The sequence below is a fragment of the Micromonospora sp. WMMD735 genome (assembly GCF_049178995.1).
In the GTDB taxonomy this organism is placed as follows: domain Bacteria; phylum Actinomycetota; class Actinomycetes; order Mycobacteriales; family Micromonosporaceae; genus Micromonospora; species Micromonospora wenchangensis.
Window position 1 is genome coordinate 5,604,963 of the sequence record NZ_JBMHMJ010000002.1, and the last position, 22,009, is coordinate 5,626,971.

General features: G+C 73.5%; 19 protein-coding genes and 1 pseudogene. 9 read left to right on the forward strand and 11 right to left on the reverse strand.

Annotation, left to right across the window (positions count from 1 at the left end; all coding sequences use genetic code 11):
- Positions 1–5: 5 nt before the first annotated feature.
- The 5 genes from ACN268_RS24455 to ACN268_RS24475 all read right to left on the reverse strand — a co-directional run bounded on the left by ACN268_RS24455 (position 6) and on the right by ACN268_RS24475 (position 8,168).
- A complete protein-coding gene (locus ACN268_RS24455) occupies positions 6–980 on the reverse strand; it encodes a hypothetical protein (RefSeq protein ID WP_421485158.1) in 975 nt (324 codons plus the stop codon).
- Positions 977–4,459 (reverse strand): AMP-binding protein, encoded by a 3,483-nt coding sequence (locus ACN268_RS24460; protein WP_421485159.1) that lies wholly within the window; start codon positions 4,457–4,459, stop codon positions 977–979. The genes ACN268_RS24455 and ACN268_RS24460 overlap by 4 nt, the downstream gene beginning before the upstream one ends.
- On the reverse strand, positions 4,456–6,243 hold the full coding sequence (locus ACN268_RS24465) for a hypothetical protein (RefSeq protein ID WP_421485160.1): 1,788 nt from the start codon (positions 6,241–6,243) through the stop codon (positions 4,456–4,458). The genes ACN268_RS24460 and ACN268_RS24465 overlap by 4 nt, the downstream gene beginning before the upstream one ends.
- A 312-nt stretch (positions 6,244–6,555) precedes the next feature.
- Positions 6,556–7,380, reverse strand: coding sequence for an SCO6745 family protein (locus ACN268_RS24470; RefSeq protein ID WP_421486982.1), 825 nt, complete (start codon positions 7,378–7,380; stop codon positions 6,556–6,558).
- 140 nt (positions 7,381–7,520) lie between these two features.
- Complete coding sequence (locus ACN268_RS24475) at positions 7,521–8,168, reverse strand: FKBP-type peptidyl-prolyl cis-trans isomerase (protein WP_421485161.1); 648 nt, start codon at positions 8,166–8,168, stop codon at positions 7,521–7,523.
- Between the two features lie 189 nt (positions 8,169–8,357).
- Between ACN268_RS24475 and ACN268_RS24480 the strand changes: the two genes are divergently transcribed.
- The gene (locus ACN268_RS24480; RefSeq protein WP_088643504.1) at positions 8,358–8,750 is read left to right on the forward strand and encodes a PPOX class F420-dependent oxidoreductase; all 393 of its coding nucleotides are present in this window, start codon (positions 8,358–8,360) and stop codon (positions 8,748–8,750) included.
- A 62-nt stretch (positions 8,751–8,812) separates the two neighbouring features.
- Here the strand turns inward: ACN268_RS24480 and ACN268_RS24485 are convergent, their stop codons facing one another.
- Positions 8,813–9,868, reverse strand: a complete 1,056-nt coding sequence (locus tag ACN268_RS24485; protein WP_421485162.1) for a Ku protein — start codon at positions 9,866–9,868, stop codon at positions 8,813–8,815.
- A gap of 83 nt (positions 9,869–9,951) precedes the next feature.
- Here ACN268_RS24485 and ligD (ACN268_RS24490) point away from each other — a divergent pair, with 83 nt between their 5' ends.
- The gene (gene ligD, locus ACN268_RS24490; RefSeq protein WP_421485163.1) at positions 9,952–10,890 is read left to right on the forward strand and encodes a non-homologous end-joining DNA ligase; all 939 of its coding nucleotides are present in this window, start codon (positions 9,952–9,954) and stop codon (positions 10,888–10,890) included.
- Positions 10,883–11,794: a non-homologous end-joining DNA ligase gene (gene ligD, locus ACN268_RS24495; protein WP_421485164.1), complete on the forward strand. Its 912-nt coding sequence runs from the start codon at positions 10,883–10,885 to the stop codon at positions 11,792–11,794. Before ligD (ACN268_RS24490) ends, ligD (ACN268_RS24495) begins: the two co-directional genes overlap by 8 nt.
- A gap of 40 nt (positions 11,795–11,834) precedes the next feature.
- Here ligD (ACN268_RS24495) and ACN268_RS24500 read toward each other — a convergent pair whose 3' ends face one another.
- Entirely contained in the window at positions 11,835–12,116 is a 282-nt protein-coding gene (locus ACN268_RS24500; RefSeq protein ID WP_421485165.1) for an SCO0607 family lipoprotein, read from the reverse strand.
- A gap of 101 nt (positions 12,117–12,217) precedes the next feature.
- Between ACN268_RS24500 and ACN268_RS24505 the strand changes: the two genes are divergently transcribed.
- Positions 12,218–12,973: a TIGR03089 family protein gene (locus ACN268_RS24505; protein ID WP_421485166.1), complete on the forward strand. Its 756-nt coding sequence runs from the start codon at positions 12,218–12,220 to the stop codon at positions 12,971–12,973.
- A gap of 136 nt (positions 12,974–13,109) precedes the next feature.
- Here ACN268_RS24505 and ACN268_RS24510 read toward each other — a convergent pair whose 3' ends face one another.
- Both ACN268_RS24510 and ACN268_RS24515 read right to left on the reverse strand, forming a co-directional pair.
- On the reverse strand, positions 13,110–13,406 hold the full coding sequence (locus ACN268_RS24510; RefSeq protein WP_088643511.1) for a hypothetical protein: 297 nt from the start codon (positions 13,404–13,406) through the stop codon (positions 13,110–13,112).
- A gap of 210 nt (positions 13,407–13,616) precedes the next feature.
- Complete coding sequence (locus ACN268_RS24515) at positions 13,617–15,296, reverse strand: DNA repair helicase XPB (protein ID WP_421485167.1); 1,680 nt, start codon at positions 15,294–15,296, stop codon at positions 13,617–13,619.
- Between the two features lie 172 nt (positions 15,297–15,468).
- Here ACN268_RS24515 and ACN268_RS24520 point away from each other — a divergent pair, with 172 nt between their 5' ends.
- Complete coding sequence (locus tag ACN268_RS24520; RefSeq protein ID WP_421485168.1) at positions 15,469–16,356, forward strand: L,D-transpeptidase family protein; 888 nt, start codon at positions 15,469–15,471, stop codon at positions 16,354–16,356.
- 161 nt (positions 16,357–16,517) lie between these two features.
- Positions 16,518–16,751 (forward strand): hypothetical protein, encoded by a 234-nt coding sequence (locus ACN268_RS24525; RefSeq protein WP_372444601.1) that lies wholly within the window; start codon positions 16,518–16,520, stop codon positions 16,749–16,751.
- A 30-nt stretch (positions 16,752–16,781) separates the two neighbouring features.
- Here the strand turns inward: ACN268_RS24525 and ACN268_RS24530 are convergent, their stop codons facing one another.
- On the reverse strand, positions 16,782–19,244 hold the full coding sequence (locus tag ACN268_RS24530; protein ID WP_421485169.1) for a helicase-associated domain-containing protein: 2,463 nt from the start codon (positions 19,242–19,244) through the stop codon (positions 16,782–16,784).
- 83 nt (positions 19,245–19,327) lie between these two features.
- Between ACN268_RS24530 and ACN268_RS24535 the strand changes: the two genes are divergently transcribed.
- Positions 19,328–19,951 (forward strand): HAD family hydrolase, encoded by a 624-nt coding sequence (locus tag ACN268_RS24535; protein ID WP_421485170.1) that lies wholly within the window; start codon positions 19,328–19,330, stop codon positions 19,949–19,951.
- Positions 19,952–19,980: 29 nt separating this feature from the next.
- Positions 19,981–20,367, forward strand: a complete 387-nt coding sequence (locus ACN268_RS24540; RefSeq protein WP_088643517.1) for a cold-shock protein — start codon at positions 19,981–19,983, stop codon at positions 20,365–20,367.
- On the opposite strand, the gene ACN268_RS24545 is transcribed toward ACN268_RS24540, so the two are convergent.
- Positions 20,328–21,164, reverse strand: a complete 837-nt coding sequence (locus ACN268_RS24545; protein WP_421485171.1) for a 1,4-dihydroxy-6-naphthoate synthase — start codon at positions 21,162–21,164, stop codon at positions 20,328–20,330. The two genes, ACN268_RS24540 and ACN268_RS24545, sit on opposite strands and share 40 nt — an antisense overlap.
- A gap of 645 nt (positions 21,165–21,809) precedes the next feature.
- Between ACN268_RS24545 and ACN268_RS24550 the strand changes: the two are divergent.
- A pseudogene (locus tag ACN268_RS24550) lies at positions 21,810–21,983 on the forward strand (helix-turn-helix transcriptional regulator); the annotation flags it as partial.
- Between the last annotated feature and the right edge of the window lie 26 nt (positions 21,984–22,009).

Below are 22,009 nucleotides of genomic sequence, written 5' to 3' on the forward strand. Positions count from 1 at the left end.
CGCGGTCAGCCGAAGATCTCGTCCCGCAGGGACGCGGGCAGGTCCAGCTCCTGCGCGCAGGACCGTACCGAGACCTCGTAGGACTCCACCACCTCGGGGCTGTCGGCCACGGCCAGCTCCGCGTCGGTCAGCACCGTCACCGACCGGGGCCGGAAGCGGTACTCGTCGGCGTTGCCGTGCAGACCGGGTACGACGTAGGGCTCCGGCTCCACCGGGTTGTGGATCTTCGACTGGTCGGAGTTGAGGTCGCCGGCCGCACCCCAACCGGTGAGCATCTCCGGCTGGTACAGGTGACCGATGCCGAGGCGGTCGAACAACCGGGACACCGTCTCCTGCGGGGCACGGCTGCACTCGTACGGGAAGTGCGTCACCGCCAGCCCCTCGGCCCCGGCCCAGGCGCGCATCCGCGCGTAGTTGAGCGTGCTGAGCACGAAGTTCTCCACCACCCGCTCGCGCCCGATCTTGCCCTCCCACTTGGCCATCCACGAGTCGAGCGAGGCACGCGGCTGCCGGTCCAGCACCAGCAGGCGCAGCCGGTCGACCGGCCAGCCGGCCTCGACGAGGCAGCGGGCCGGGTTGAACAGCGCCTCGAACGGCACGTACGGCCCGGCCATCTCCTTGGCGAACAACACCGGCTCGCCGTCGGGCAGCTTCCACGGCGAACCCTCGCCACCGGTCAGCGCGAACCGGCCGATGGTCTTGACCGGCTGGTAGTAGGCCGCCGCCCGCGCCATGCCGAACAGGTTGGTCACGGCGGTCGAGCCGACCCGGCAGCGCCCCCAGCCGAGCACCAGCAGCGGGTAGTCGGCCGGGCCACGGCCGGCGAAGCCGTCGCGCAGGGTGTCCACGATCTGGGCGGTCACCTCGTCGACGGTGGTGGTGACGACCTGGTAGCGACCGTCGGGCGGGAGCGGGACGCTGGTCAGGGCGTCGTCGCCGGCGGCGGCCAGCCGGTGCAGCAGCGGATAGGGGTCGGTCATCGGGACTCCTGGTGGTCGGAGGGGCGGGTGCTGCCGAGGTCGAGCAGCGCGGCGACGTCCCGCAGGGCCACCGGGCGCAGCGCGGCCTCGCACAGTAGCGTCTCGACGCCCCGCAGCGCCCGCTCGCAGACGGGGCCGGGCACCCGCCGGGTGTCGGCCAGCAACTGCAGCGCGCAGCCACCGGCCAGGTGGGGCATGGCCAGGAAGAAGGTCATGTCGTGGCGGGCCACGGCGGTGACCTGTCGCACGGTGGTCTGCGCCGCCAGGGCGGTCAGCGTGGCCCGGTCGGGCGGTTGTGCCGGCACGTCGAAGTCGCGGCCCAGCCGGGCGTCGTTGAAGTACACCGACAGGTCGGCCTGCGCGCCCTCGGCCGCGATCAGCTCGTCCAGGGCGTCCGGCGGGTAGGTGGCGTGGAAGTAGGACTCCGTCGAGTCGCGGTAGCAGCGCCGCACGGCGTCGTCGATGTCACCGTCGCCGATCTCGAAGACCAGCAGCGCGTTCTGGGCGATACCGGTGACCAGTTGTCGCTGGCGGGGGGTGTTCCGGTTGCCGGCGATCAGCTTCACCACGGCCCGGTCCCGGCCGGTCAACGCCGCCTGGACCAGCAGCGCGGCGGTCAGCACCACGGTGGACGACGATGCCCCCGTCCGCTCGGCCAGCGCGCCGGCCGCCGCGGCCACGGCGGTGGACTCCATCCGCCAGGTGACGACCGGCAGCGGACCCGCCTCCTGCTCCGGCCCGTCGAAGATCCGCTGCGGCACCAGGGGCAGCCGCTCCCGCCAGTACGCCAGGGACCGGTCGGCCCGACGCTGCCCGGCCGGTGACGCCTCGTAGCCGGCCTGGTCCAGCGGCTGCCAACCCGGTGCGGGCAGGGTCCGTTCGCCCTCGATCAGGGTGCGCAGCTCCGCCAGCAGCAGCTCCAGCGACCAGCCGTCCAGCGACACGTGCGAGGCGGCCACCGCCACGGCCTCGACCTGGCCGTCGACGCGCAGCAGCGCCCACCGGACCGGCCAGTCCCGGTCCAGCCGGAACGCGGTGCCGGCCAGTTCGGCGGCGGCGGCGTCCGCCGCCTCCGGCAGTTCGGCGGCGGTGGTGTCCCGCACCAGCGGCGCGTACGACCCGTCGGCGACCAGGTGCTGTCGGGGCCCGTCGGCGTCCTCGGTCATCAGGGTGCGCAGCACCTGGTGCCGCAGCACCAGCTCCGACCAGGCCGTGGTGACCCGCTCGGTGGTGACCGGGGCGGCCAACCGCAGCACCCGCCGGATGTTGAAGTCCCGGCTGGCCTCGCCGAACCACTGCATCGGCCGGTACATGGCCGTCTGTCCCCAGGTCAGCGGCGCGGAACCGGTGGACGCCCCGGAGAACCGGGCCTGCACCGCCGCGTCCCCGACCGCCGGCCGGCCGGTGTCCGCACGCGGGGACCGGTCCGGCTGCCCACCGGCGGGCGTCGCCGGGACCACGGGGGCCGGTGGTCGGTGGTCGGACATCCCGGCGGCCAGGGCGCGTACCGTACGCCTGTCGAACAGGTCGGCGATGCCCACCGGCAGGCCCAGCTCCTCGTCCAACCTGGTGACGACCTCGACCACCTGCATGGAGTCGCCGCCGAGTTCGAAGAAGTCGTCGTCGACACCGAGCCGGTCCACCCGCAGCACCGCGCCGACCACCCCGGCCACCGCCGTCTCCAGGTCACCGCAGGGCGCGACGTACGCGGTGCTCAGCGCGGGCCGTACCACCGGCGTGGTGGGCAGCCGGCGGGTGTCGACCTTGCCGTTGGGGGTGAGCGGGTACTGCGCCACGTACAGGAACCGGCTCGGGACGGACGCCTCCGGCAGCAGACCGGCGGCGTGGGCACGCAACTGCGCCTCGGTCGGCCGGGGCTCGTCCTCGGACCGCAGGTAGGCGACCAGGTGCAGGTCGTGGCCGTCGGGTTCGGCGATCACCACCGCCTCGGCGACGCCGGGGCAGCGGCGCAGCGCGTCCTCGACGGCGGGCGGTTCGACGCGCTGGCCCCGGATCTTCACCTGCCGGTCGGCGCGGCCGAGCACGTCCAGCACCCCGTCCGGGCCGAGTCGGCCCAGGTCACCGGTGCGCAGCAGCCGCCTCCCGTCGCCGCCGGGGTGCGGGATCCACCGCTGGGCGGTCAGCACCGGCTGGCCGTGGTAGCCCCGGCCGATCACCGCCCCGCCCAGGCAGATCTCGCCGGTCTGCCCCGGCGGTGCGGGCCGGCCCTGCTCGTCGAGGATGTGCACCTCGGCGTTGGGGATGGGGGCACCGACCGGCAGCCGCCGCCCGACCGTCCGGTCCGCGCCGATCCAGTACCAGGTCGCGCCGACGGTCTCGCTCATGCCGTAGTGGTTGCCGAAGCCCGACTTGGGACTGCCGCTGATCCACGCGTCGAACTCGGGGGTCAGGTACAGCGGCTCGCTGCCGATCATCACCTGGCGGGCGACGTCGTCGACGCCACCGAGGGCGGTCATCGCCCGCACGTGCGACGGGGTGAGCTTCAGGAACCCGCACGGGGCGGCGGCGGTCAACGCGATCAGGTCGTCGAACGCGACCGGCTCGGGCGCGACCTCCAGCTCCCAGTCCGCGACCAGCGCCGTGAACAGCGTCATCACCGACCCGACGAAGTACAGCGGGGCGTGCAGCACCGCCCGCTCCCCGGGCTGGAACGCGAACTCCTCGGCGCACCAGTGCACGTAGTTGACCAGCTGCCGGTGGGTGCCGAGCACCCCCTTCGGAGCGCCGCTGGTGCCGGAGGTGTACATGATGAACGCCAGGTTCTCCACCCGGCAGCCGCCGTCACCGTCGTCACCGGCCGGCTCCGGCAGGTCGGTCACGTCGAGCACGGCCGACGGGTAGCCGGCGGCCACGAGGCCCCGGTGCTCCGGGCCGGTCAACAGCACCGGATCGCCCGCGTCGGCCAGGATCCGGGCCCGCCGGTCCGCCGGGTCGTGCACCGACAGCGGCAGGTACGCCGACCCGGCCGCCAGCACCGCGAGGATCGCCACCACCGCGTCCACCGAGCGGGGGAGCAGCACCGCGACCGGGGTCTCCGGCCCCGCGCCGTGGCCCCGCAGCACCCGGGCGGCGTGCCGGACCCGGTCCCGCAGCTCCCCGGCGGTGACCGCGACCCCGGCGCAGCGCACCGCGACGCGCCCCGGGTCGGCCGCCAGCGCCCGGTCGACGAGGACGTGCAGCGGGGTGTCCCCGAACGGGCGGCGGGGGCCGGTCGCGACCGACGACGCGGGGTCCACCGTGGCCGGCTCCGGCCGGATGGCAGCGCCGGTGCCGGCCTCCCCGGCGGTACGCAGCGAGGCGGGCCGCAGGTCGGTCCAGTGTGCCGCGACGTGCTCCAGACACGCCTCGACGGGCCCGGTGAACACCGTCGTCCAGCCGCCCGGCAGCGGCCGGTCCGCCGGCCACAGGGAGTACTGGTCCTCGCCGTTGACGACGACCTGCTGCGGGTCGACGCTCACGCGAGCCCTCCGACCGCCTGCTGTGCCACGTCGAGCCGCTCGACGGCGTCCCGCCAGGACTCCTTGGTGTACCAGTCGCCGCTGAACGAGGTGATCGCCGGGGCCCAGCCGTCGTGCGCGTCGGCGTAGCCGGCGATCTCGCGCCAGAACACGTCCACCAGCGCCGAGTACCGGCAGGCGGTCCGCAGCTCGGCCAGGGTGAACGGCGGCCCGTCCATGCGGACCAGCCGGATGTCGAACGCGCCCCGGTACTGTCGGCCGCCGACCGTGAACGGCTGCTTCCACATCGCCGCCCCGGGGGCCCGCAGGGTGTAGCGGACGCGGGAGGTGCTGTGCCCACCGTGGCGCAGGTCGCCCCACTCGGCGATGTCGGGCACCAGCGGCGGGAAGAAGTAGTGCCGCTGGCGGGGCACCTCGACCCGGTCGAAGTTGCCGGGCACGAAGTGCCAGCGGTTGTACATCATCCGCTGCGCGACCTGCCACAGGATATCGGTGACGGCTGGGGCGGGCAGGTCGGCGGCCATCCGGGGGCTGGGCAGCACGCAGCAGAAGAAGTCGGGTTTCTTCAGCCCCGCCACCTCCTCGTCGTACCGACCGGCGGGACCGTCGAGGCGGGCCAGGTCGCGGATGCCGCTGGACATGCCGTAGTCGGCGCGACTGTCGACGACCGCGCCCAGCACGATGCCCTCCAGGATGCCTGTCAGCTCGCGCTCGTCGCCGCCCGCGTGCACGCTGCGCAGGGCAGCGGTGGTGGCGCGGCGCACCCAGGAGGCGGCGTCCTCGCCGTCGACCGGCTCGGGCCGCAGGCCGGTGGACGTCCGCAGGGTCGGCGGCAGCTCGACCTGACTGCGCTGCCCGCCCTCCCAGGGCAGCAGGTACTCGTCCTTGGCGTAGGTCAGCCCGTTGATCCGCCGGTAGCGGATGTGACCGCTGCCGTCGACGAGTTCGACCAGCTCACCGGCGAGCGTGGCCAACTCGGTCAGGGTCGCGGTGCTCAGCTCCCGGGTGGCCTGCCCGTCGAGCGCGCGCAGGTACGTCGCGCAGCGGCCGGTCAGCACCTTGCGGAGGCTGACCGCGTTGAGCTGGCGGCCGTTGAACTCCTCGAACCGGACCGCCCGGCCGGTGCGGAACAGCAACTGGATGGACGCGACGAAGAGCCGCTCCTCCGGGCGCCAGTCGGCCGGTGGACGGCCCCGCAACGCGGGCAGCACGCCGTCGCGGATGAGCGTGCTGGAGCCGGAGTCGGAGCGGGAGAACACCCGGCGCTCGACGAAGATCAGGACGGTCTCGACCCGTTCGACCCAGTCGATGACCTCTTCCAGCCGTTCCGGCAGGCCGCCGTCGGCATGCCAGGTGTGCAGCATCTGGTCGAGTTCGCGGCGCTGGTGCTCCTCCTCGACCTGGGCCGGCAGCCACTCCTCGTCGATCATCTCGACCATCCACCCGGGCAGGGCGAGCTCGGCCACCACCTCCTCGGTCGGCAGGTCGCCGCGCGCCGGTTCGTGGATGGTCAGCTTGCCCAGCGCCGAGTGGGCGAGCACGAACTGGGCGGCGGTGGCGTCGGTGCCCGGCGCGGTCAGCCGGAGCTGCTGCCGGCCGAGCAGGTGCCGGACGATCGCCTGCTCGCGCAGGGTCAGGCCGTCGAAGGCGGACCGGAAGGGCACCTTGCCGGCCATGGTGAGCAGTCGCAGGACGGCCGTCTGGGCGCTGCCGTCGAACAGTTCGACAGGGTCGCGCACGTCGCGCAGTTCCTGGCTCCACTGGTCGAATTTCGTACGTCGCACGGTCCCGCCTTTCTCGACCAGGGCAGGCTGCGGCGTTCGCACGATGAGGCTCGTACGACGACGGCCACCGCCGTGCGGTGACGACAGGGCATGCGGCGGCCGGCAGCCGACCTGGAGGGTGGAAGGCTCCCGTGGCAGTGCCACGGCGAGAAGGAGACGACACTCCACCCCGGTGTGGGAGCGCTCCCGATCACGAAGTCTTGCCGACGATGAAACATGTGTCAACAACGTGTGTCGGCCACCGACGACCTGCTACGACGCGACCATCCGGTACGACACCGATAGTCCGAATCGGGCGACGGGCCGGGGTGGTCAGGAGGAGAGCGCGGGGAGCCCGATCGGGCTGTCGGCGGGGATGACCGTGTGGCAGGCGCGGGCGACCGGCACCAGCAGCTCGCGGAGCCGCTGCGTGCCGTCCGGGCCGAGGGCCAGCCAGGGGCGGGCGGCAGCCCGGTCGGTCGCGTCCTCCACGGCCCGCAGCCCGGCGCGCCCCACCTCGGTGGGGGCACCCTCGTCGGTCAGCCACCCCCGGTCGACCAGCCGGGCCCGCGCCTGCGCCCACTCGTCCCCGGTCCAGCCCCGGCCGAGCAGGTGCTCCTCCGGCCGGTCCTGGGCGACCCGGAACGCCAGCGTCTCGACCGGGTCGAGACCGGCGGCGACCAGGGCCGCCACGTGCCCGTCACCGCGGTGCTCGCGCAGCGTGGTGGCCGCCTGCCAGAGCCGGGCCAGCGGGTAGTCGCCGCGCGGCAGGGCGGCGTTGGCCGCACCGAGCACCCGGCCGGCGGTGTCCGCGCCGACCGCCGCGACCTCCAGCAGTTCGGCCGCCTCGGCCAGGTGCGCCTCGGGGAGTTCGTAGGTGAGTTCGGCGAGCGCCTGCACGGCCCCGGTGAGCCGGGCGCGCAACGCCTCCTCGGGGGCGGCGAGCTGCCACACCGCCGGCAGCGCCCGGCCCACCATCGGCGGGGCGAAGGTGAAGAAGACGGCGGTCACCGGGGCGGCGTCGACCGCCCCCAGCGGGGCGGCCCGGCCCGCGAAGTAACCCCGCCAGTAGCCGCGCAGCCCGATCGCCTCGGTGGCGGCGCGGGCCCGGGGATGGAAGTAGGTGATCGCGTGCAGGGGTTCGACGTGCGTCCACATCAACCGGGCGGTGCGCCCGGGATCGTCCAGCGGCGGCACGCGCACCTCCGGGTCGGTGGGGGTCACCGTGGCGCGGACCGGCCGCCCACGGTGACCCCGAACCTACTGCCGGTAGGTGCCGGCCGGAAGACCCGTGTGGTCTACTGCACCGCCAGCACGTCGACGATGAACCGCAGCGGGCCGGAGGGCGCGCCGGGACGCTGCGGCTTGTCGCCGTACGCCAGGTCGGCGGGGATGTCGAGCTGGACCCGGCTGCCCACGGTCTGACCCTGCATGCCCTGGTCCCAGCCGGGGATGACGTTGCCCTGGCCGAGGCCGAAGGTGAACGGCTCGGACCGCTTCCAGGAGGCGTCGAACTCCTCACCGGTCTTGTACGACACACCCACGTAGTTCACGGTGATCTGCTGGCCGGCCTGGGCGGCCGGGCCGGTGCCCCGGATCAGCGGGGTGGCCTTGAGCCCGGTCAGCTCGCCCTCGCCCTTGGTGGCCTGCGGCTTGGTGCACAGCGCCTGGTCGGCCCCGTCGGGCAGCTTGGGGAAGTCACCCGCGCAGCCGGCCGGAGCCGCCGCCGGCTTCGGGTCGTCCTTCTCGCCGTTGCGGACCACCACGAACACCCCGACGATCACCGCGATGACGGCCACGCCGGCGACGGCGCCCAGCCACGCCTGCCGGCGCTTGCGCTTCTCGGCGGCCTTCTGGGCCGCCAACTGGGCGGCGAGTCGCCGCTGTGCCTTCGTCTCCGGGGCCTGACCCTGGCCCGCCGAACGGTTCTCCGTACGCTCGCTCACGTCCTCGACTCCCTGCTGATGTGGGTGGCCGGCCCGGCGACCCGGTTCCGTGGCCAGCGCACACGGTACCCGGATCGATGCCGAGGGTGGGCCGTCGCCCGCCCGTCGTGTCCGGTGAACGGACCGGGCCTGCCGGTTCGTGCCCGTCTTTCCGGGTGGCGGGGGCCGTCCGGCGGTAGGTTCTCGACCATGGCGATCCTCACCGACGAAGACAAGGCCCTGCTCACCGAACCGCAACTCGCCCACGTGGCGACCATCGAGGCGGACGGCACCCCGCACGTCACCCCGGTCTGGGTGGACGTCGACGGCGAGCACATCCTGTTCAACACCGCCAAGGGGCGGCAGAAGTACCACAACATCGCCCGCAACCCGGTGGTCGCGGTCTCCGTGGTCGACCGGGCCGACGACTTCCGCACCCTCTGGGTCAAGGGCACCGCCGAGTTCGTCACCGAGGGCGCCGACGCGCACATCGACCGGCTGGCGAAGAAGTACCTGGGGCAGGACACCTACCCGTTCCGGCGGCCCGACGAGGAGCGGGTGATCGTCCGGATCACCCCCACCGAGAAGCTCGGCCGGGGCTGACCGACGCACGACCCCGGCGGGACGGCCCACCGTCGCGCCGGGGGCGGGCGCGGGCCCGCCGCTCAGGCGCTGCGGCGCGGGGCGGCCTTCTTCTCGGCGGTCTTCTTGGCCGGGGCCTTGGTGGCCTTCTTCTCCGTGGTCTTCTTCGCGGCGGTCTTCTTCGCCGGCTCCGCCTTCGTCGCGGGGGTCCTCTTCGCGGTGGTCTTGCCGGCGGTGGTCTTCTTCGCCGGTCCGGCCTTCGCCCCCGGTGTCTTCGCCCCCGGTGTCTTCGCCGCCTGCTTGGCCGACCGGGCCGACGAGATCGGCGTCGGCTCGCCGGCCCCGCCGGAGGGTGCCTCGCCCCGGGCCACCCGGGCCCGCTCCACGGACGCCTTCAGCGCCGCCATCAGGTCCACCGCGGCGGCCGGCGCGGCCTCCTCCTCCGCCGGCTGGACCACCTCGCGGCCCTCCACCTTGGCGTCGATGACCTCCTGCAACGCCGCCCGGTAGTCGTCGGTGAAGGCGTCCGGCTGGAACTCCCCGGCCATCGAGTCGATCAGCGAGGCGGCCATCGCCAGCTCCGGCGGGCGGACCTTCAGGTCCTCGTCGAGGAAACCGAAGTCGGGGGTACGCACCTCGTCGGGCCAGAGCATCGTGTTGAGCAGCAGCACCCCGTCGCGGACCCGCAGGGTGGCCAGCTGTTCCCGCTGGCGCAGCGCCACCTTGACGATCGCCACCCGCTCCGAGTCGGCCAGCGCGTCGCGCAGCAGCACGTACGGCTTGGTGGCGGTCCCCTCCGGCTCCAGGAAGTACGCCTTGTTGTAGAGGATCGGGTCGACCTGCTCGGCGGGGACGAACTCCAGCACGTCGATCGCCCGGGAGCTGGTCAGCGGCAGGTCGGCGAAGTCGGCGTCGGTCAGGATGACCATCTCGCCGCCGCCCAGGTCGTAGCCCTTGGCGATGTCGTCGTAGCTGACCTCCTCGCCGCAGACCGAGCAGGTGCGCTTGTAGCGGATCCGGCCGCCGTCCTCACGGTGCACCTGGTGGAACCGGATGTCCTTCTCCTCGGTCGCCGAGTAGAGCTTCACCCCGATCGAGACCAGCCCGAACGACACGGCCCCCTTCCAGATCGCCCGCATCCCCGCTCCTCTCCCGCCCTGACCAGGATCGCAAACGATCGAAGCCCCCGCACGTGCTTCGGTGCGCAACTACAGTCGGACAGGTGCCCGGCGCGCCGTTGAAGCCGATGCTCGCGACGACCGGGCCGCTCCCGGTGGGTGCCGGCTGGGCGTACGAGTTCAAGTGGGACGGGGTCCGCGCGCTCGCCGACCTGACCGGGGGTCACCCGCACCTGTTCGCCCGCTCCGGCGTGGAGATCACCGCCGCGTACCCGGAGCTGGTGACGCTCGCCGAGCAGGTCGACGACGCGCTGCTCGACGGTGAGGTGGTCCTCTTCGACCCGGCCGGACAGCCCTCGTTCACCGCCCTCGCCGAGCGGATGCACGTCCGGGACGGGGCGAAGGCGGCCCGGCTGGCGGCGACCCTCCCCGTCACGTACATGATCTTCGACCTGTTGCGGTGGCGCGGCGAGGACCTCACCGGGTGGCCGTACCACGAACGGCGGGCGGCGCTCGACGGCCTGGGGCTCGGCGCGGCCCGGTGGACGGTGCCCCCCTGCTTCACCGACGGCGCGGCGACCTACCAGGCGGCCGGGGAACACGGCCTGGAGGGGGTGCTGGCCAAGCGGGCCGACTCGGTCTACCGGCCCGGGGTGCGCTCACCCGACTGGGTGAAGGTCAAACTGGAGGTGACCGGGGACTTCGTCATCGGCGGCTGGCGGCCCGGGGCCCGGAAGATCGGCGGGCTGCTGGTCGGGGTGCCCGGCCCGGACGGGCGGCTCACCTACCGGGGGCGGGTCGGCGGTGGGATCGGCGCGGCCCTGGAACGGGAGCTGCTGCGCGAACTCGAACCGCTGCGCACCGACGGGTCGCCGTTCGCCGGGGACGTGCCGCGCGAGGACGCCCGGGGCGCGATCTGGGTGACCCCCCGGATCGTGGTGGAGGTGAAGTACGGCCAGCGCACCCCGGACGGGCGGCTACGGTTCCCCCGGGTGCTGCGGCTGCGCCCCGACAAGCCACCCGGGGAGGTGGAGGATGCCTGAGCGGGTGAGGGTGGAGGTCGACGGCCGGACGGTGGAGCTGTCCAACCTGGACAAGGTGCTCTATCCGGAGGCCGGCTTCACCAAGGGCGAGGTGATCGACTACTACACCCGGATCGCCCCGGTGCTGCTGCCGCACCTGGCCGACCGGGCGTTGACCCGGATCAGGTTCCCCAACGGCGTCACCGGCGGCTCGTTCTTCGAGAAGAACGCCCCCGCCGCCACCCCCGCCTGGGTACGCACCGAGACGCTGCCGGTGCCCGGGTCGAGCAGGGGACGGGAGACCATCGACTACGTGGTCGCCGACGACCTGCCCACCCTGGTCTGGCTGGCCAACCTCGCCGCCCTCGAACTGCACACCCCGCAGTGGCGGATCGGCACCCACCCGGACCTGATGGTCGTCGACCTCGATCCCGGCCCGCCGGCGACGTTGCGGCAGTGCTGCCGGGTGGCGCTCCTGCTGCGCGACCGGCTTGCCCGCGACGGGGTGACGGCGTACCCGAAGACCTCCGGCAAGAAGGGCATGCAGCTCTGCTGCCCGGTCAGCGCCACCCAGGACGCCGACGTCGTCTCCGACTACGCGAAACGGATCGCCCAGGAGTTGGAGCAGGCACACCCTGACCTGGTCGTGTCCCGGATGGCGAAGAACCTGCGGCCCGGGAAGGTCTTCATCGACTGGAGTCAGAACAACGCGGCGAAGACGACAGTTGCGCCGTACTCGCTGCGGGCGCAGGCGGTACCGGCGGTGTCGACCCCGCTGACCTGGGACGAGGTCGAGGCGGGGGCGGCGGGGAAGCGGCCGTCGGCGAAGCCGTACACCGCCGGGGAGGTGCTGCGGCGGGTGGAGAAGTCCGGCGACCTGCTCGCCGCGCTGCTCGACGGCGGCCCGGCGCTGCCGACGGCGTGAGTCGCGTCGCGCTCCGTGCCCCCGGGGCCCGGTCGACCGGTCAGCGATCGATGATGGTGCCGTTCGGGTCGATGCCGTGGTCCCGCCAGTAGACGTCCCACTCGTCGTCGACGTGCTGCGGGACCTTGCCCTGCGGGTACCTGACGTACGGCGCGGTCGGCTCCTGGCCGTCGGGGAAGCAGGCGCTGCCGCCCTGCCCACCCACCGCGATCGCCGGGTACTCGCCATCGCTGCAGATGCTCTCCCGATAGCCGCAGCCGCTGGTCAACAGCAGGCCGCCCAGGCCCACCCCGGCAAGAACGATCATGATCCGCGTACGCATGGGTCGAGTCTCGTGGCGGCGGGCGGCGCTGTCATGCGCACGCGTACTCAACTCTCCCCGGCTGGGTAGGGTGGGACTTCTCCGTCCGGACAGGAGGCCCGATGGTTGCCCACCTCGCCGTCACCACGTCGACCGACGCGCCTGAGCAGGCAGAACGGCCGCTGCTGACCTACTGCGACGACGCGACCGGGGAGCGGACGGAGCTGACCGCGAAGCAGCTCGGTGACTGGGCGGCGCGCACCGCCGGTCTGCTGCGTGACGGGTGCGGGCTCGGGCCGGGCAGCCGGGTCGCGGTGCTGCTGCCGCCGCACTGGCGTACCGCCGCGGTGTTGCTCGGGGCCTGGTCGGTGGGGATGGCGGTGTCGTTCCGGCCGCGTGCCACCGCCGGGTTGCCGGTCCTCGAACCGGGCGGCGAGCGGCCGTACGACGCGGTCTTCGTCACCCCGGAACGCCTCGACGACTGGCTGGAGGACGTGCCCGACGGGGTGCACCGTTACCTCGTCGGCACCGCCCCCGGGCCGCTGGCCGACGTGCCGGTGGGGTGGCTCGACTGGTCCGCCGAGGTGCTCCGGCACCCCGCCGCCCCACCCGACTACGCCGCCGTCCACCCTGCCGCCCCGGCCACCCCCGACGGCACGAGCTACGGTGCCTGGGGACGCCTGGCGAAGGAGGTCGCCGCCCAACTCGACCTGCGCCCCGGCGACCGCCTGCTGGTCGACGCCGCCGAACACGAACAACCGGTGAAGTGGCTGCTCGCCCCGCTCGCGGCCGGTGCCTCCGTGGTCATCTGCGCCAACCTCGACTCCGCCACCCTGCCCACCCGGATCGCCACCGAACACACCACCCACACCCTCTGACCCACCCCGTCCCGCGCCCGCCTCGCCCCGTTGGGGGTGCGTGCGGTGATCAAGAGGTTTGCGTCAGTCTTGATCTTCAAGTTGACGCAAACCTCTTGATCACCGGGCTGGTGGTGAGGTGTGTGTCGGTCAGGGGTCAGCAGGTGGTGTTGGTGGCGGGGACCCAGCCGTCCAGGGACGGGTCCTCCGCGCCGTGGCCGTAGATCCAGGTGTCGTTGTCCTCGGACCAGCCCTGGCCGTGCCAGCGGAAGCCGCGACCGGCGGTCAGGGTGCGCAGCACCTGGCCGTGCGGTGCCGTGCGCAGCCAGGTGTTCTGCGTGAGATTGCAGACGAAGCCGGGCGCGTCGCTGGCCGAGGCCGGCGTGGCGGCCACGACGGTGCCCGGGGCGACGACGAGCGCGATCGCCAGGGCGTGCAGAAGTCGGCGTTTCACTCGGAATCCCTTCGACGGGTCGGAGTCACTGTCTACTGTGGACACCGTACCTGCCTGGGGGCGTTGCTGCCGGTCGGGCGCGGCGCACGGCGGCGGGACCGACCACTGAATCGTCGACGTCATCAGCTCGAAAGGACGCGCACCGACCCACACCAGCCGGTCCTGGTCGGACCGGCCGGGCGGGCGCGGAGCAGCGAGGCCTGAGCCCGGTCAGTCGACCGTGGGCAGCTTCGGGCCGAGGACGTCGTCGGCGTCGACGATCGTGTACGCGTACCCCTGCTCGGCGAGGAAGCGCTGCCGGTGGGCCGCGTACTCGGTGTCGATGGTGTCCCGGGAGACCACCGTGTAGAAGTGTGCCTGCCGGCCGTCGGCCTTCGGGCGGAGCACCCGACCCAGCCGCTGCGCCTCCTCCTGCCGGGAGCCGAACGTGCCGGACACCTGGATCGCCACCGCCGCCTCGGGCAGGTCGATGGAGAAGTTGCCGACCTTCGAGATGACCAGCGTGCGCAGCTCACCCGAGCGGAACGCGTCGAACAGCCGCTCGCGCTCCTTGTTGGTCGTGGAACCCTGGATGATCGGCGCGTCCAGGTACTCCCCGAGCTGGTGCAACTGGTCGATGTACGCCCCGATCACCAGCACCTGGTCGTCGGGGTGCCGGCCGACCAGAGCCTTCACCACCGGCAGCTTCGTCCGGGCGGTCGCCGCCATCCGGTACCGCTCCTCGGCCTCCGCCGTCGCGTACGACATCCGCTCCGCGTCGGTCAGGGTGACCCGGACCTCGGTGCACTCGGCCGGGGCGATCCAGCCCTGCGACTCGATGTCCTTCCACGGCGCGTCGTACCGCTTGGGGCCGATCAGGCTGAACACGTCACCCTCCCGGCCGTCCTCGCGGACCAGGGTGGCGGTCAGGCCCAGCCGGCGGCGGGCCTGGAGGTCCGCGGTGAACCGGAAGATCGGCGCGGGCAGCAGGTGCACCTCGTCGTAGACGACCAGACCCCAGTCGCGGGCACCGAACAGGTCCAGGTGGGTGAACGCGCCACCGCGCCGCGAGGTGAGCACCTGGTACGTGGCGATGGTGACCGGACGGATCTCCTTGCGCTCGCCCGAGTACTCCCCGATCTCGTCCTCGGTGAGCGAGGTGCGGGCGATCAGCTCCCGCTTCCACTGCCGGCCCGCGACCGTGTTGGTGACCAGGATCAGCGTGGTCGCCTTCGCCTCGGCCATCGCCGCCGCGCCGACCATGGTCTTTCCCGCCCCGCAGGGCAGCACCACCACCCCGGACCCGCCGGCCCAGAACGCCTCCGCCGCCTCCCGCTGGTACGACCGCAGCGTCCACGGTTTGCCGCCGTCCTTGCCGGCCTCGGTCAGTTCGATCGGGTGCGCCTCACCGTCGACGTACCCGGCCAGGTCCTCCGCCGGCCAGCCCAGCTTGAGCAGCGCCTGCTTCAGCCGGCCCCGCTCGGACGGGTGCACCCGGATCGTGTCGTCGTCGATCTTGTCACCGAGCATCCCGGCGAGCTTCTTGCTCTTGGCGACCTCGATCAGCACCATCCGGTCCAGCCCGCGCAGCACCAGGCCGTACGCCGGGTCGTTGGCGAGCTGGAGCCGGCCGTACCGGTCCATCGTGTCGGCCACGTCCACCAGCAGGGCGTGCGGCACCGGGTAGCGGGAGAACTTCAGCAGCGCGTCGACCACGGCCTCGGCGTCGTGCCCGGCGGCGCGGGCGTTCCACAGCCCCAGCGGGGTGAGCCGGTAGGTGTGCACGTGCTCCGGAGAACGCTCCAGCTCGGCGAAGGGCGCGATCGCCATCCGGCAGGACTGCGCGTCCGGGTGGTCGATCTCCAGCAGCAGCGTCTTGTCGGACTGCACGATCAGTGGTCCACCGCTCACGCCAGGTCCCCCTCCTCGGCCGGATTCCCCGACCTGCGGCGAATCCCGCCGCAGGTCGACCATCCAGTGTTGCACGGGGGTGGGAGACTGCCAGAAAATCTTCGCAATGGGTGCAACGTTTCCCGGGGGACACACGTCTACCAGTGGGACGACCGATCCGGGGAGGCACACTATGCAGGTCCGCCACAGAGCCCGGGTCGTCGCCCTGGCCATGGTCATGCTGGTCGGCGCCGGTGGGTGTGCGTCCGTGCCGCAGGCCGATCCGGGTGGCACTGGAGGAGGGCTCGCCCCGGTCGGCAGTGCGGAACAGGTAACGGGGGCGGGTGCCTCCTCCCTGCCCGACCAGCTGACCGGGTCCGACACGAAGCCCCGGCACCGGGAGAAGCCGCAGCCGAAGGTCCGCGCCACCAAGACCCCGAAGGCGTCGACCGGGCGTCGCCCGCGCGTCCCGCAGAAGTCCAACCAGACCCGCTGCCAGGTGGGCGAGCACCAGCGTGAGGTGGAGACGTACCTGGCCCGGCTGGGCGGGTTCGGCACGGTCACCGTGGACGGCCGGCAGACCGACGCCGACTGCGCCGCGATCAAGAAGTTCCAGCAGCGGTACGACATCCGCCCCGCCGAGGGCCGGGCCGGCCCGTTGACGCTCGACGTGGCGAAGCGACTGGCCACCACCGACGTCAAGCGCTGCTCCGCCGGCTCCGGCACCACCTTCTGCGTCGACCTGACCCGGCAGACCACCTGGGTGATGCGCGACGGCAAGGTGGTCGCCAAGCCCACCGTCACCCGGACCGGGATGGCCGGGTACGCCACCCCCGCCGGCACGTACAAGGTCAACCTGCGCAACCTGAAGGAGTGGTCCAACCCGTACGAGGTGTGGCTGCCCTACTGGCAGCGCTTCAACGGCGGGATCGGCTTCCACGAGACCACCACCTACCTGCACAACGCGGGCATCGGCTCGCACGGCTGCGTCAACCTGCTGCACGCCGACGCGGTGCGCTGGTGGGAGCTGGGCAAGGTCGGCTCCCGGGTGGTCCTGGTCGGTCGTCGCCCCGGCACCTGAGCCTTCCGTCCACCCTGCCCGTCTCGTCTCCGGCCCCTCGGTAGTTCTCCATAGGGGCCGGATCGGGGGTATTTCCCCCTGTCCGTCCTGGCGACCGGGTGCCACCCTGGAAGCCGGGGGCCGGACGGGGTGGGAGGGCTGGGATGAGCGTCGACCACGAGATGATCGCCGAGGACGCGGCGAACGGCGAGCAGGTGACACCGACCGACGAGGTGTCCACGGCCACCATGGTCGGGTACGCCGTCGCCGGGATCGCCGTCGTCGGCTGGTTCCTCTTCGGATGGCTGGTGCAGCGGCAGGGCTTCATCGACTCGGTAGGTGAGGCCGCCGGCACCGGTTTCGCCCTGCTGCTCATCGTCTCCGTCGTCGGCACCGTCCGCCGCAGCCGCCGCTGAGCCGCAGCGGAGGACGGCGCGGCCGGGCGGTCAGTGCTCCCGGACGGCCGCGGTGATCCGGTGCAGGGCGAAGGTGTGCAGCATCTCGGTCCGCTCGTCCTCGGCACGCAGGTAGCCGGCACCGATCGACACCGGCCGCAGCAGCCGGGACAGCGTCGCCCCGTGGGCGTCGACGTAGCCGACCCAGACCAGCGCCTTGTCCCGGACCGCCTGTTGGAGCACCGCCAGAGCCTCGGCGTGACCGTGCGCGGGCATCGGTCCGGCCGCCGCGCGGGCCGCACCGCCCCGGACCACCGCCGGTGCCCGCCGGGCCGCCCGCGCCGCCGCCTCGCCCCGCCGGATCTGCTCCACCACACCCAACAGCCGGGGCAGCGCCAACCGGGGCGTGGCCAGCGGGTCCACCGCCCGCCCGGTCAGCACCCGGGCCGGGGCCCGCCGCACCCGGGGTCGGGCCAGCACCGTCGTGCCGGTGGCGTCCTCCGGCACCGGGGAGTACCCGGCGTCCCGGAGCGCGGTCAGCATCCGGCCCACCTGGTACGGGGTGCACAGCACCGTCGGAGCCAGCCGGCGGAACGCCAACGCCGTCAGCCGCCGGTCGGCCAGCACCTCCGCGAGCAGCGCCTCGTCGTCGCTGCGCACGTACCCGCCGGCGGAGCCGACCCGCAGCCCACCGTGCTGCCGGGCCACGTCGTCCACCAGATAGGTCAACCCCTGCGGGACCGGGGTACGCGACCGCCGCCGGAACAGGTCGTGCAGGTCGTCGGCCGTGTAGCCGGAATCCAGGGCCCGTCGGACGCTGGCCGTGGTGACCCGGTGCACGCTGGCCCCACCCGCCGACTCCGGCTCGGTCACCGTCTCCAGCTCGGCGGCGAGCGTCGGGTCGGGTGGGCCGGGCACCACCACGCTCAGGTCGGCCTGCACCAGGAAGTGGTCGACCGGTGCGGGAAGCAGGGCGTCCAACGCCCGGACGGTGCCCGACGGATCACCGCTGTCGACGTCGGAGCGCAACCCCAGCGGGTCGTCCCCACCCCGCTCGTCGGTGTCCGTCACGTCGGCGAGCAGCAGCCGCCCGTACGAGGTGAGCGCGCCGAGGCCGGTCACCCCCAGCCGGGCCGCCTCGGTCAGCACCTCCCGGTGCGCGGCCTCCCGCCCCCGGCTGCGTCGGGGGGCCCGCCAGTCGAGCAGCGCCAGCACCTCCTCGGCGGTGGGTGCGGTGGCCGGCTCCAACTCGGCCAGCACCCCGAGCACCGCCCGCCGGGCGGCCGGCGCACCGGCCCGCTCCGCCTCGGCGGAGAGCACGCTGACCGGTCGGTCCCGGTCGTCGCGCTGCCCCACCAGACCGGCCTGCCGGCTCATCGTCAACCACGCGCGGGCCAACTGCTCCCAGCGGTGGGCCACCGACACCGCCCGCCACACCTCGTACGCACCGGTGGGCAGCACCTGCTGTTCGCCGCCGTACCGGCTGGCGGCGGCGGGGAGGTCCAGCTCGCCGAGGAGACCCGCCGCGTACGCCACCTCGACCAGCAGCGCGGTCGTCGACTCGTCCAGGGACACCGTGCGGGCCAGCCGGCGCAGGTCGCGTACCCCGATCCCGCCGGAACGCAGCACCGGTGCCGGCTCGGCGGTCAACGCCTCCAGCAGCGCCTCGGTGTGCCGTACCACCTCCATGGTCTGCCCGACCCCGGCGGAGTCGACGGCCTTGGGTTCCCGGGGCGGTGCCGCGACCGGCGGCGGGTCGATCCGCAGCGGTCCGAGCGGGCCGGTGTCCCGGCGCAGCAGCAGTCCTACCTCGCGGGGCAGCTCGACCGTCCCGGCGGAGACCGCCACCAGCAGCCGGGCCTCGACCAGCCAACGCACCGGCGATCCGGTCGGGGCGCCACCGTTGGTTGGGTCGGGCGGTACGTCGTCCTCCGCGCCGAGCGCCGGCGCCTGCAGCGATCCGGGCGGCACGCTGCCGACCGGTGGACCGGCGGCGAGCCGGTCCAGGATCGCCCGTGCCGACGGGGGCGCGGCGAGCAGCGTCCGGCGCAGTTTCGCGGCGTCCGCGCAGAGCGCCGCCGCCCGTAGGTCCAGCTCCTCCGCCGGCCGACCCAGCCCCGCCGGGTACGGGGCCAGCTCGTCCACGCTCCCGGTGACCCGCAGGGCCTGCTCCGGGCCGTACAGCAGGAACCGGGCGCGGAGCCGGTCGACGGCGCCACGGACCGTGGCCGGGGCGGGCGGGTGCGGCCCGGCGGTGGCCAGGGCGAGGACCGCCTCGGTGGAGGTGGTGCCCTCCGCCGGGTCCCGGGTGAGCCGGGCGGCGTCGAGGATCTGGAGGGTGAACTGGTCCAGCCCGTCGAGCGCGCGGGCGACCGACACCCGCGACTCGGCCCGCAGGGCGAGCGCGGAGACGTCGGCCGGCACCGGCACGACGAGGTCGGGCCGCAGTTGGAGCAGCGCGGCGAGCGCCTCGTCGGGCAGCGCGCGCAGCTGGTCGGCGAGTGAGGTGGTCATCGTCGTTCCACGCTAGCCCGCTGACGCCCGATCGCGCCGCCCGGACGTCCGGCTCGGGCGACCTGTCCGGGTACCTTCGCAGAATGTCCGTGCTGATGGTCGGGTTCGACCTCGACATGACCCTGATCGACTCCCGCCCCGGCATCGCCGCCGCCTACCGGGCGCTCACCGCCCGTACGGGTGTGCCGGTCGACGCCGAGCTGGCCGTATCCCGGCTCGGCCCGCCGCTGCGCACCGAACTCGCCCACTGGTTCCCGGCCGAGCAGGTCGAGGAGGCGGTGACGCTCTACCGGGAGCTGTACCCGGCGTACGCGATCACCCCGTCGGTGCCGATGCCCGGGGCCCGGGAGGCGGTGGACGCGGTGCACGCGCACGGCGGGCGGGTGATGGTCGTCACCTCCAAGATCGGCCGGCTGGCCCGGCTGCACCTGGACCACCTCGGGCTGGCGGTCGACGAGTTGGCCGGCGACCTCTTCGCCGAACAGAAGGCGACCTCGTTGCGGGAGCACGGTGCCGCGCTCTACGTCGGTGACCACGTGGCGGACATGGTGGCGGCCGGGGCGGCCGGCATCCCGGGCGTGGGCGTGGCCACCGGCCCCTGCCCGGCGGACGACCTGCGTGCGGCCGGGGCGCAGGTGGTGCTCGACGACCTCACCGGATTCCCGGCGGCGCTCGACCGGATCATCGGGCTAGCCTTGGAGCAGTAGTCGTATCGAGTGAAGCAGGGGTCTCCAAGGTGCCGACGGGGCGAGTGAAGTGGTATGACGCGGCCAAGGGATACGGGTTCGTCACCAGCGACGAGGGTGGCGACGTGTTCCTGCCGAAGGGCGCGCTGCCGGCGGGTGTCACCGACCTCAAGGGTGGGCAACGGGTCGACTTCAGCGTGGTGGACAGCCGGCGCGGCGCCCAGGCGATGGGGGTCAAGCTGCTGGACGCACCGCCGTCCATGGCCGAACTGCGCCGCCGGCCGGCCGAGGAACTGCACGGCCTGGTCGAGGACATGATCAAGGTGCTGGAGGCGAAGGTCCAGCCGGATCTGCGTCGGGGCCGGTTCCCCGACAAGAAGACCGCGCAGAAGATCGCTCAGCTGGTCCACGCGGTGGCCCGCGAGCTGGAGGTCTGAGGCACCAGCCCGGCGTCGGCGGCCCGGCCCAGCAACGCCTCCACGGCGGCGAACCCCGCGTCCCCCAGGTCGGCGGTGAACTCGTTGACGTAGAGGTCGATGTGCCGGTCCACCACGTCGGGCTCCATCTCCTGCGCGTGCGCGAGCACGTACTCCCGGCTGGCCGAGGGGTCGGCCCACGCCTGGCGTACCGACTCGCGGACCCAGCCGGCGGCGGCCACCGGGTCCACCACACCCTTGCGGGCCAGGATCGCCCCGAGCGGGATGGGTAGGCCGGTGTCGGCCTCCCACCACTCGCCCAGGTCCACCAGCGCGGTCAGCCCGTGCCGGTGGTAGGTGAATCGGGCCTCGTGGATCACCAGCCCGGCGTCGTACCGGCCGGCCGCGACGCCGGGCATGATCTCGTGGAACGGCACGACCTCGATCCGGGCCGGCGGCCGTCCGGCCGACCAGAGCCGGAACAGCAGGTACGCCGTGGTCCGGTCACCGGGCACCGCCACCGTGGCTCCGTCCAGGTCGGCCCGGTCGGTCTCCCCACGGGTGAGCACCAGGGGGCCACAGCCCCGGCCGAGCGCGCCGCCGCACGGCAGCAGGTGGTAGTCGTCGAGCAGCCAGGGGAGCGCGGCGTAGCTGACCTTCACCAGATCGAAGGCTCCCCGTTCGGCGGCCGTGTTGGTGACGTCGACGTCGGCGAAGGTCACCGCGACCGGCGGCGCGCCCGGCACCCGGCCGTGCACCAGCGCGTCGAAGACGAAGGTGTCGTTGGGGCAGGGCGAGATCGCCAGGGATAGCGGCACGTCCCCACGGTAACGCCGCTCCCGAGCGTCCTCCCGCCGAGCCCGCCCCGATGTGACCCCGCCCCCTGCCGATGGCAACCGTCCCGTCGGCGGCCTGCTGTGGTCGGGGGCCGCTGTGGCCCGGCCCCACCCGGCCCCGGCCCCACCCGGCCCCGGCCCCACCCGGCCCCGGCCCCACCCGGCCCCGGCCCCACCCGGCCCCGGCCCCACCCGGCCTCGGCGGGGCTGCTGGCCGCATGCTCCGATCGTTCCGCAGGGTCGGTCGGAGGGCGGGTTCCGGGCGGACCCGGGCGGGGTGGGAAGTACTCCCACGCGTCCTTTCGATCTGACGGCGTCAGCGATTCAGGAACCGGCTCCCGCGTCTGGGCATCTGCCCCGCCGGGTGCTTGGCTGCCCTGTGGCCCTGTGGCCCTGTGGCCCTGTGGCCCTGTGGCCCTGTGGCCCTGTGGCCCTGTGGCCCTGTGGCCCTGTGGCCCTGTGGCCCTGTGGCCCTGTGGCCCTGTGGCCGTGTGATTCGGTGAGGTCATCAGCTCGAAAGGACGCGAACTCGGTACCTTGTCCCCAGCTCCAGCGGGTTTCCACAGGGTTATCCACAGGTTGGGCGGGGCTGTTGAAACAGCGCTGACGCAACGGGAGCATGGTGGGGTGACGACGGAGGATGCCCCGCTGGCCGACCTGGGCCGGACGGTCCGGGCGCTGCGCCGTGCGGCCGACCTGAGCCAGCGGGAGCTGGCCCGGCGTTCCGGGGTGCCCCAGGCGACCATTGCCCGGATCGAGTCCGGCAGGGCGACCGACCCTCGGTTTCACACGGTCGAGCGCCTGGTGCGGTCCGTCGGCGGAACCCT

Bases quoted from the DNA above. Each gene is read 5' to 3' on its own strand.
- ACN268_RS24455 (WP_421485158.1), bottom strand. From the start codon at position 980: ATGACCGACCCCTATCCGCTGCTGCACCGGCTGGCCGCCGCCGGCGAC.
- ACN268_RS24470 (WP_421486982.1), bottom strand. From the start codon at position 7,380: ATGTGGACGCACGTCGAACCCCTGCACGCGATCACCTACTTCCATCCC.
- ACN268_RS24480 (WP_088643504.1), top strand. From the start codon at position 8,358: ATGGCGATCCTCACCGACGAAGACAAGGCCCTGCTCACCGAACCGCAA.
- ACN268_RS24485 (WP_421485162.1), bottom strand. From the start codon at position 9,868: ATGCGGGCGATCTGGAAGGGGGCCGTGTCGTTCGGGCTGGTCTCGATC.
- ligD (WP_421485164.1), top strand. From the start codon at position 10,883: ATGCCTGAGCGGGTGAGGGTGGAGGTCGACGGCCGGACGGTGGAGCTG.
- ACN268_RS24500 (WP_421485165.1), bottom strand. From the start codon at position 12,116: ATGCGTACGCGGATCATGATCGTTCTTGCCGGGGTGGGCCTGGGCGGC.
- ACN268_RS24505 (WP_421485166.1), top strand. From the start codon at position 12,218: ATGGTTGCCCACCTCGCCGTCACCACGTCGACCGACGCGCCTGAGCAG.
- ACN268_RS24520 (WP_421485168.1), top strand. From the start codon at position 15,469: ATGCAGGTCCGCCACAGAGCCCGGGTCGTCGCCCTGGCCATGGTCATG.
- ACN268_RS24525 (WP_372444601.1), top strand. From the start codon at position 16,518: ATGATCGCCGAGGACGCGGCGAACGGCGAGCAGGTGACACCGACCGAC.
- ACN268_RS24530 (WP_421485169.1), bottom strand. From the start codon at position 19,244: ATGACCACCTCACTCGCCGACCAGCTGCGCGCGCTGCCCGACGAGGCG.
- ACN268_RS24535 (WP_421485170.1), top strand. From the start codon at position 19,328: ATGTCCGTGCTGATGGTCGGGTTCGACCTCGACATGACCCTGATCGAC.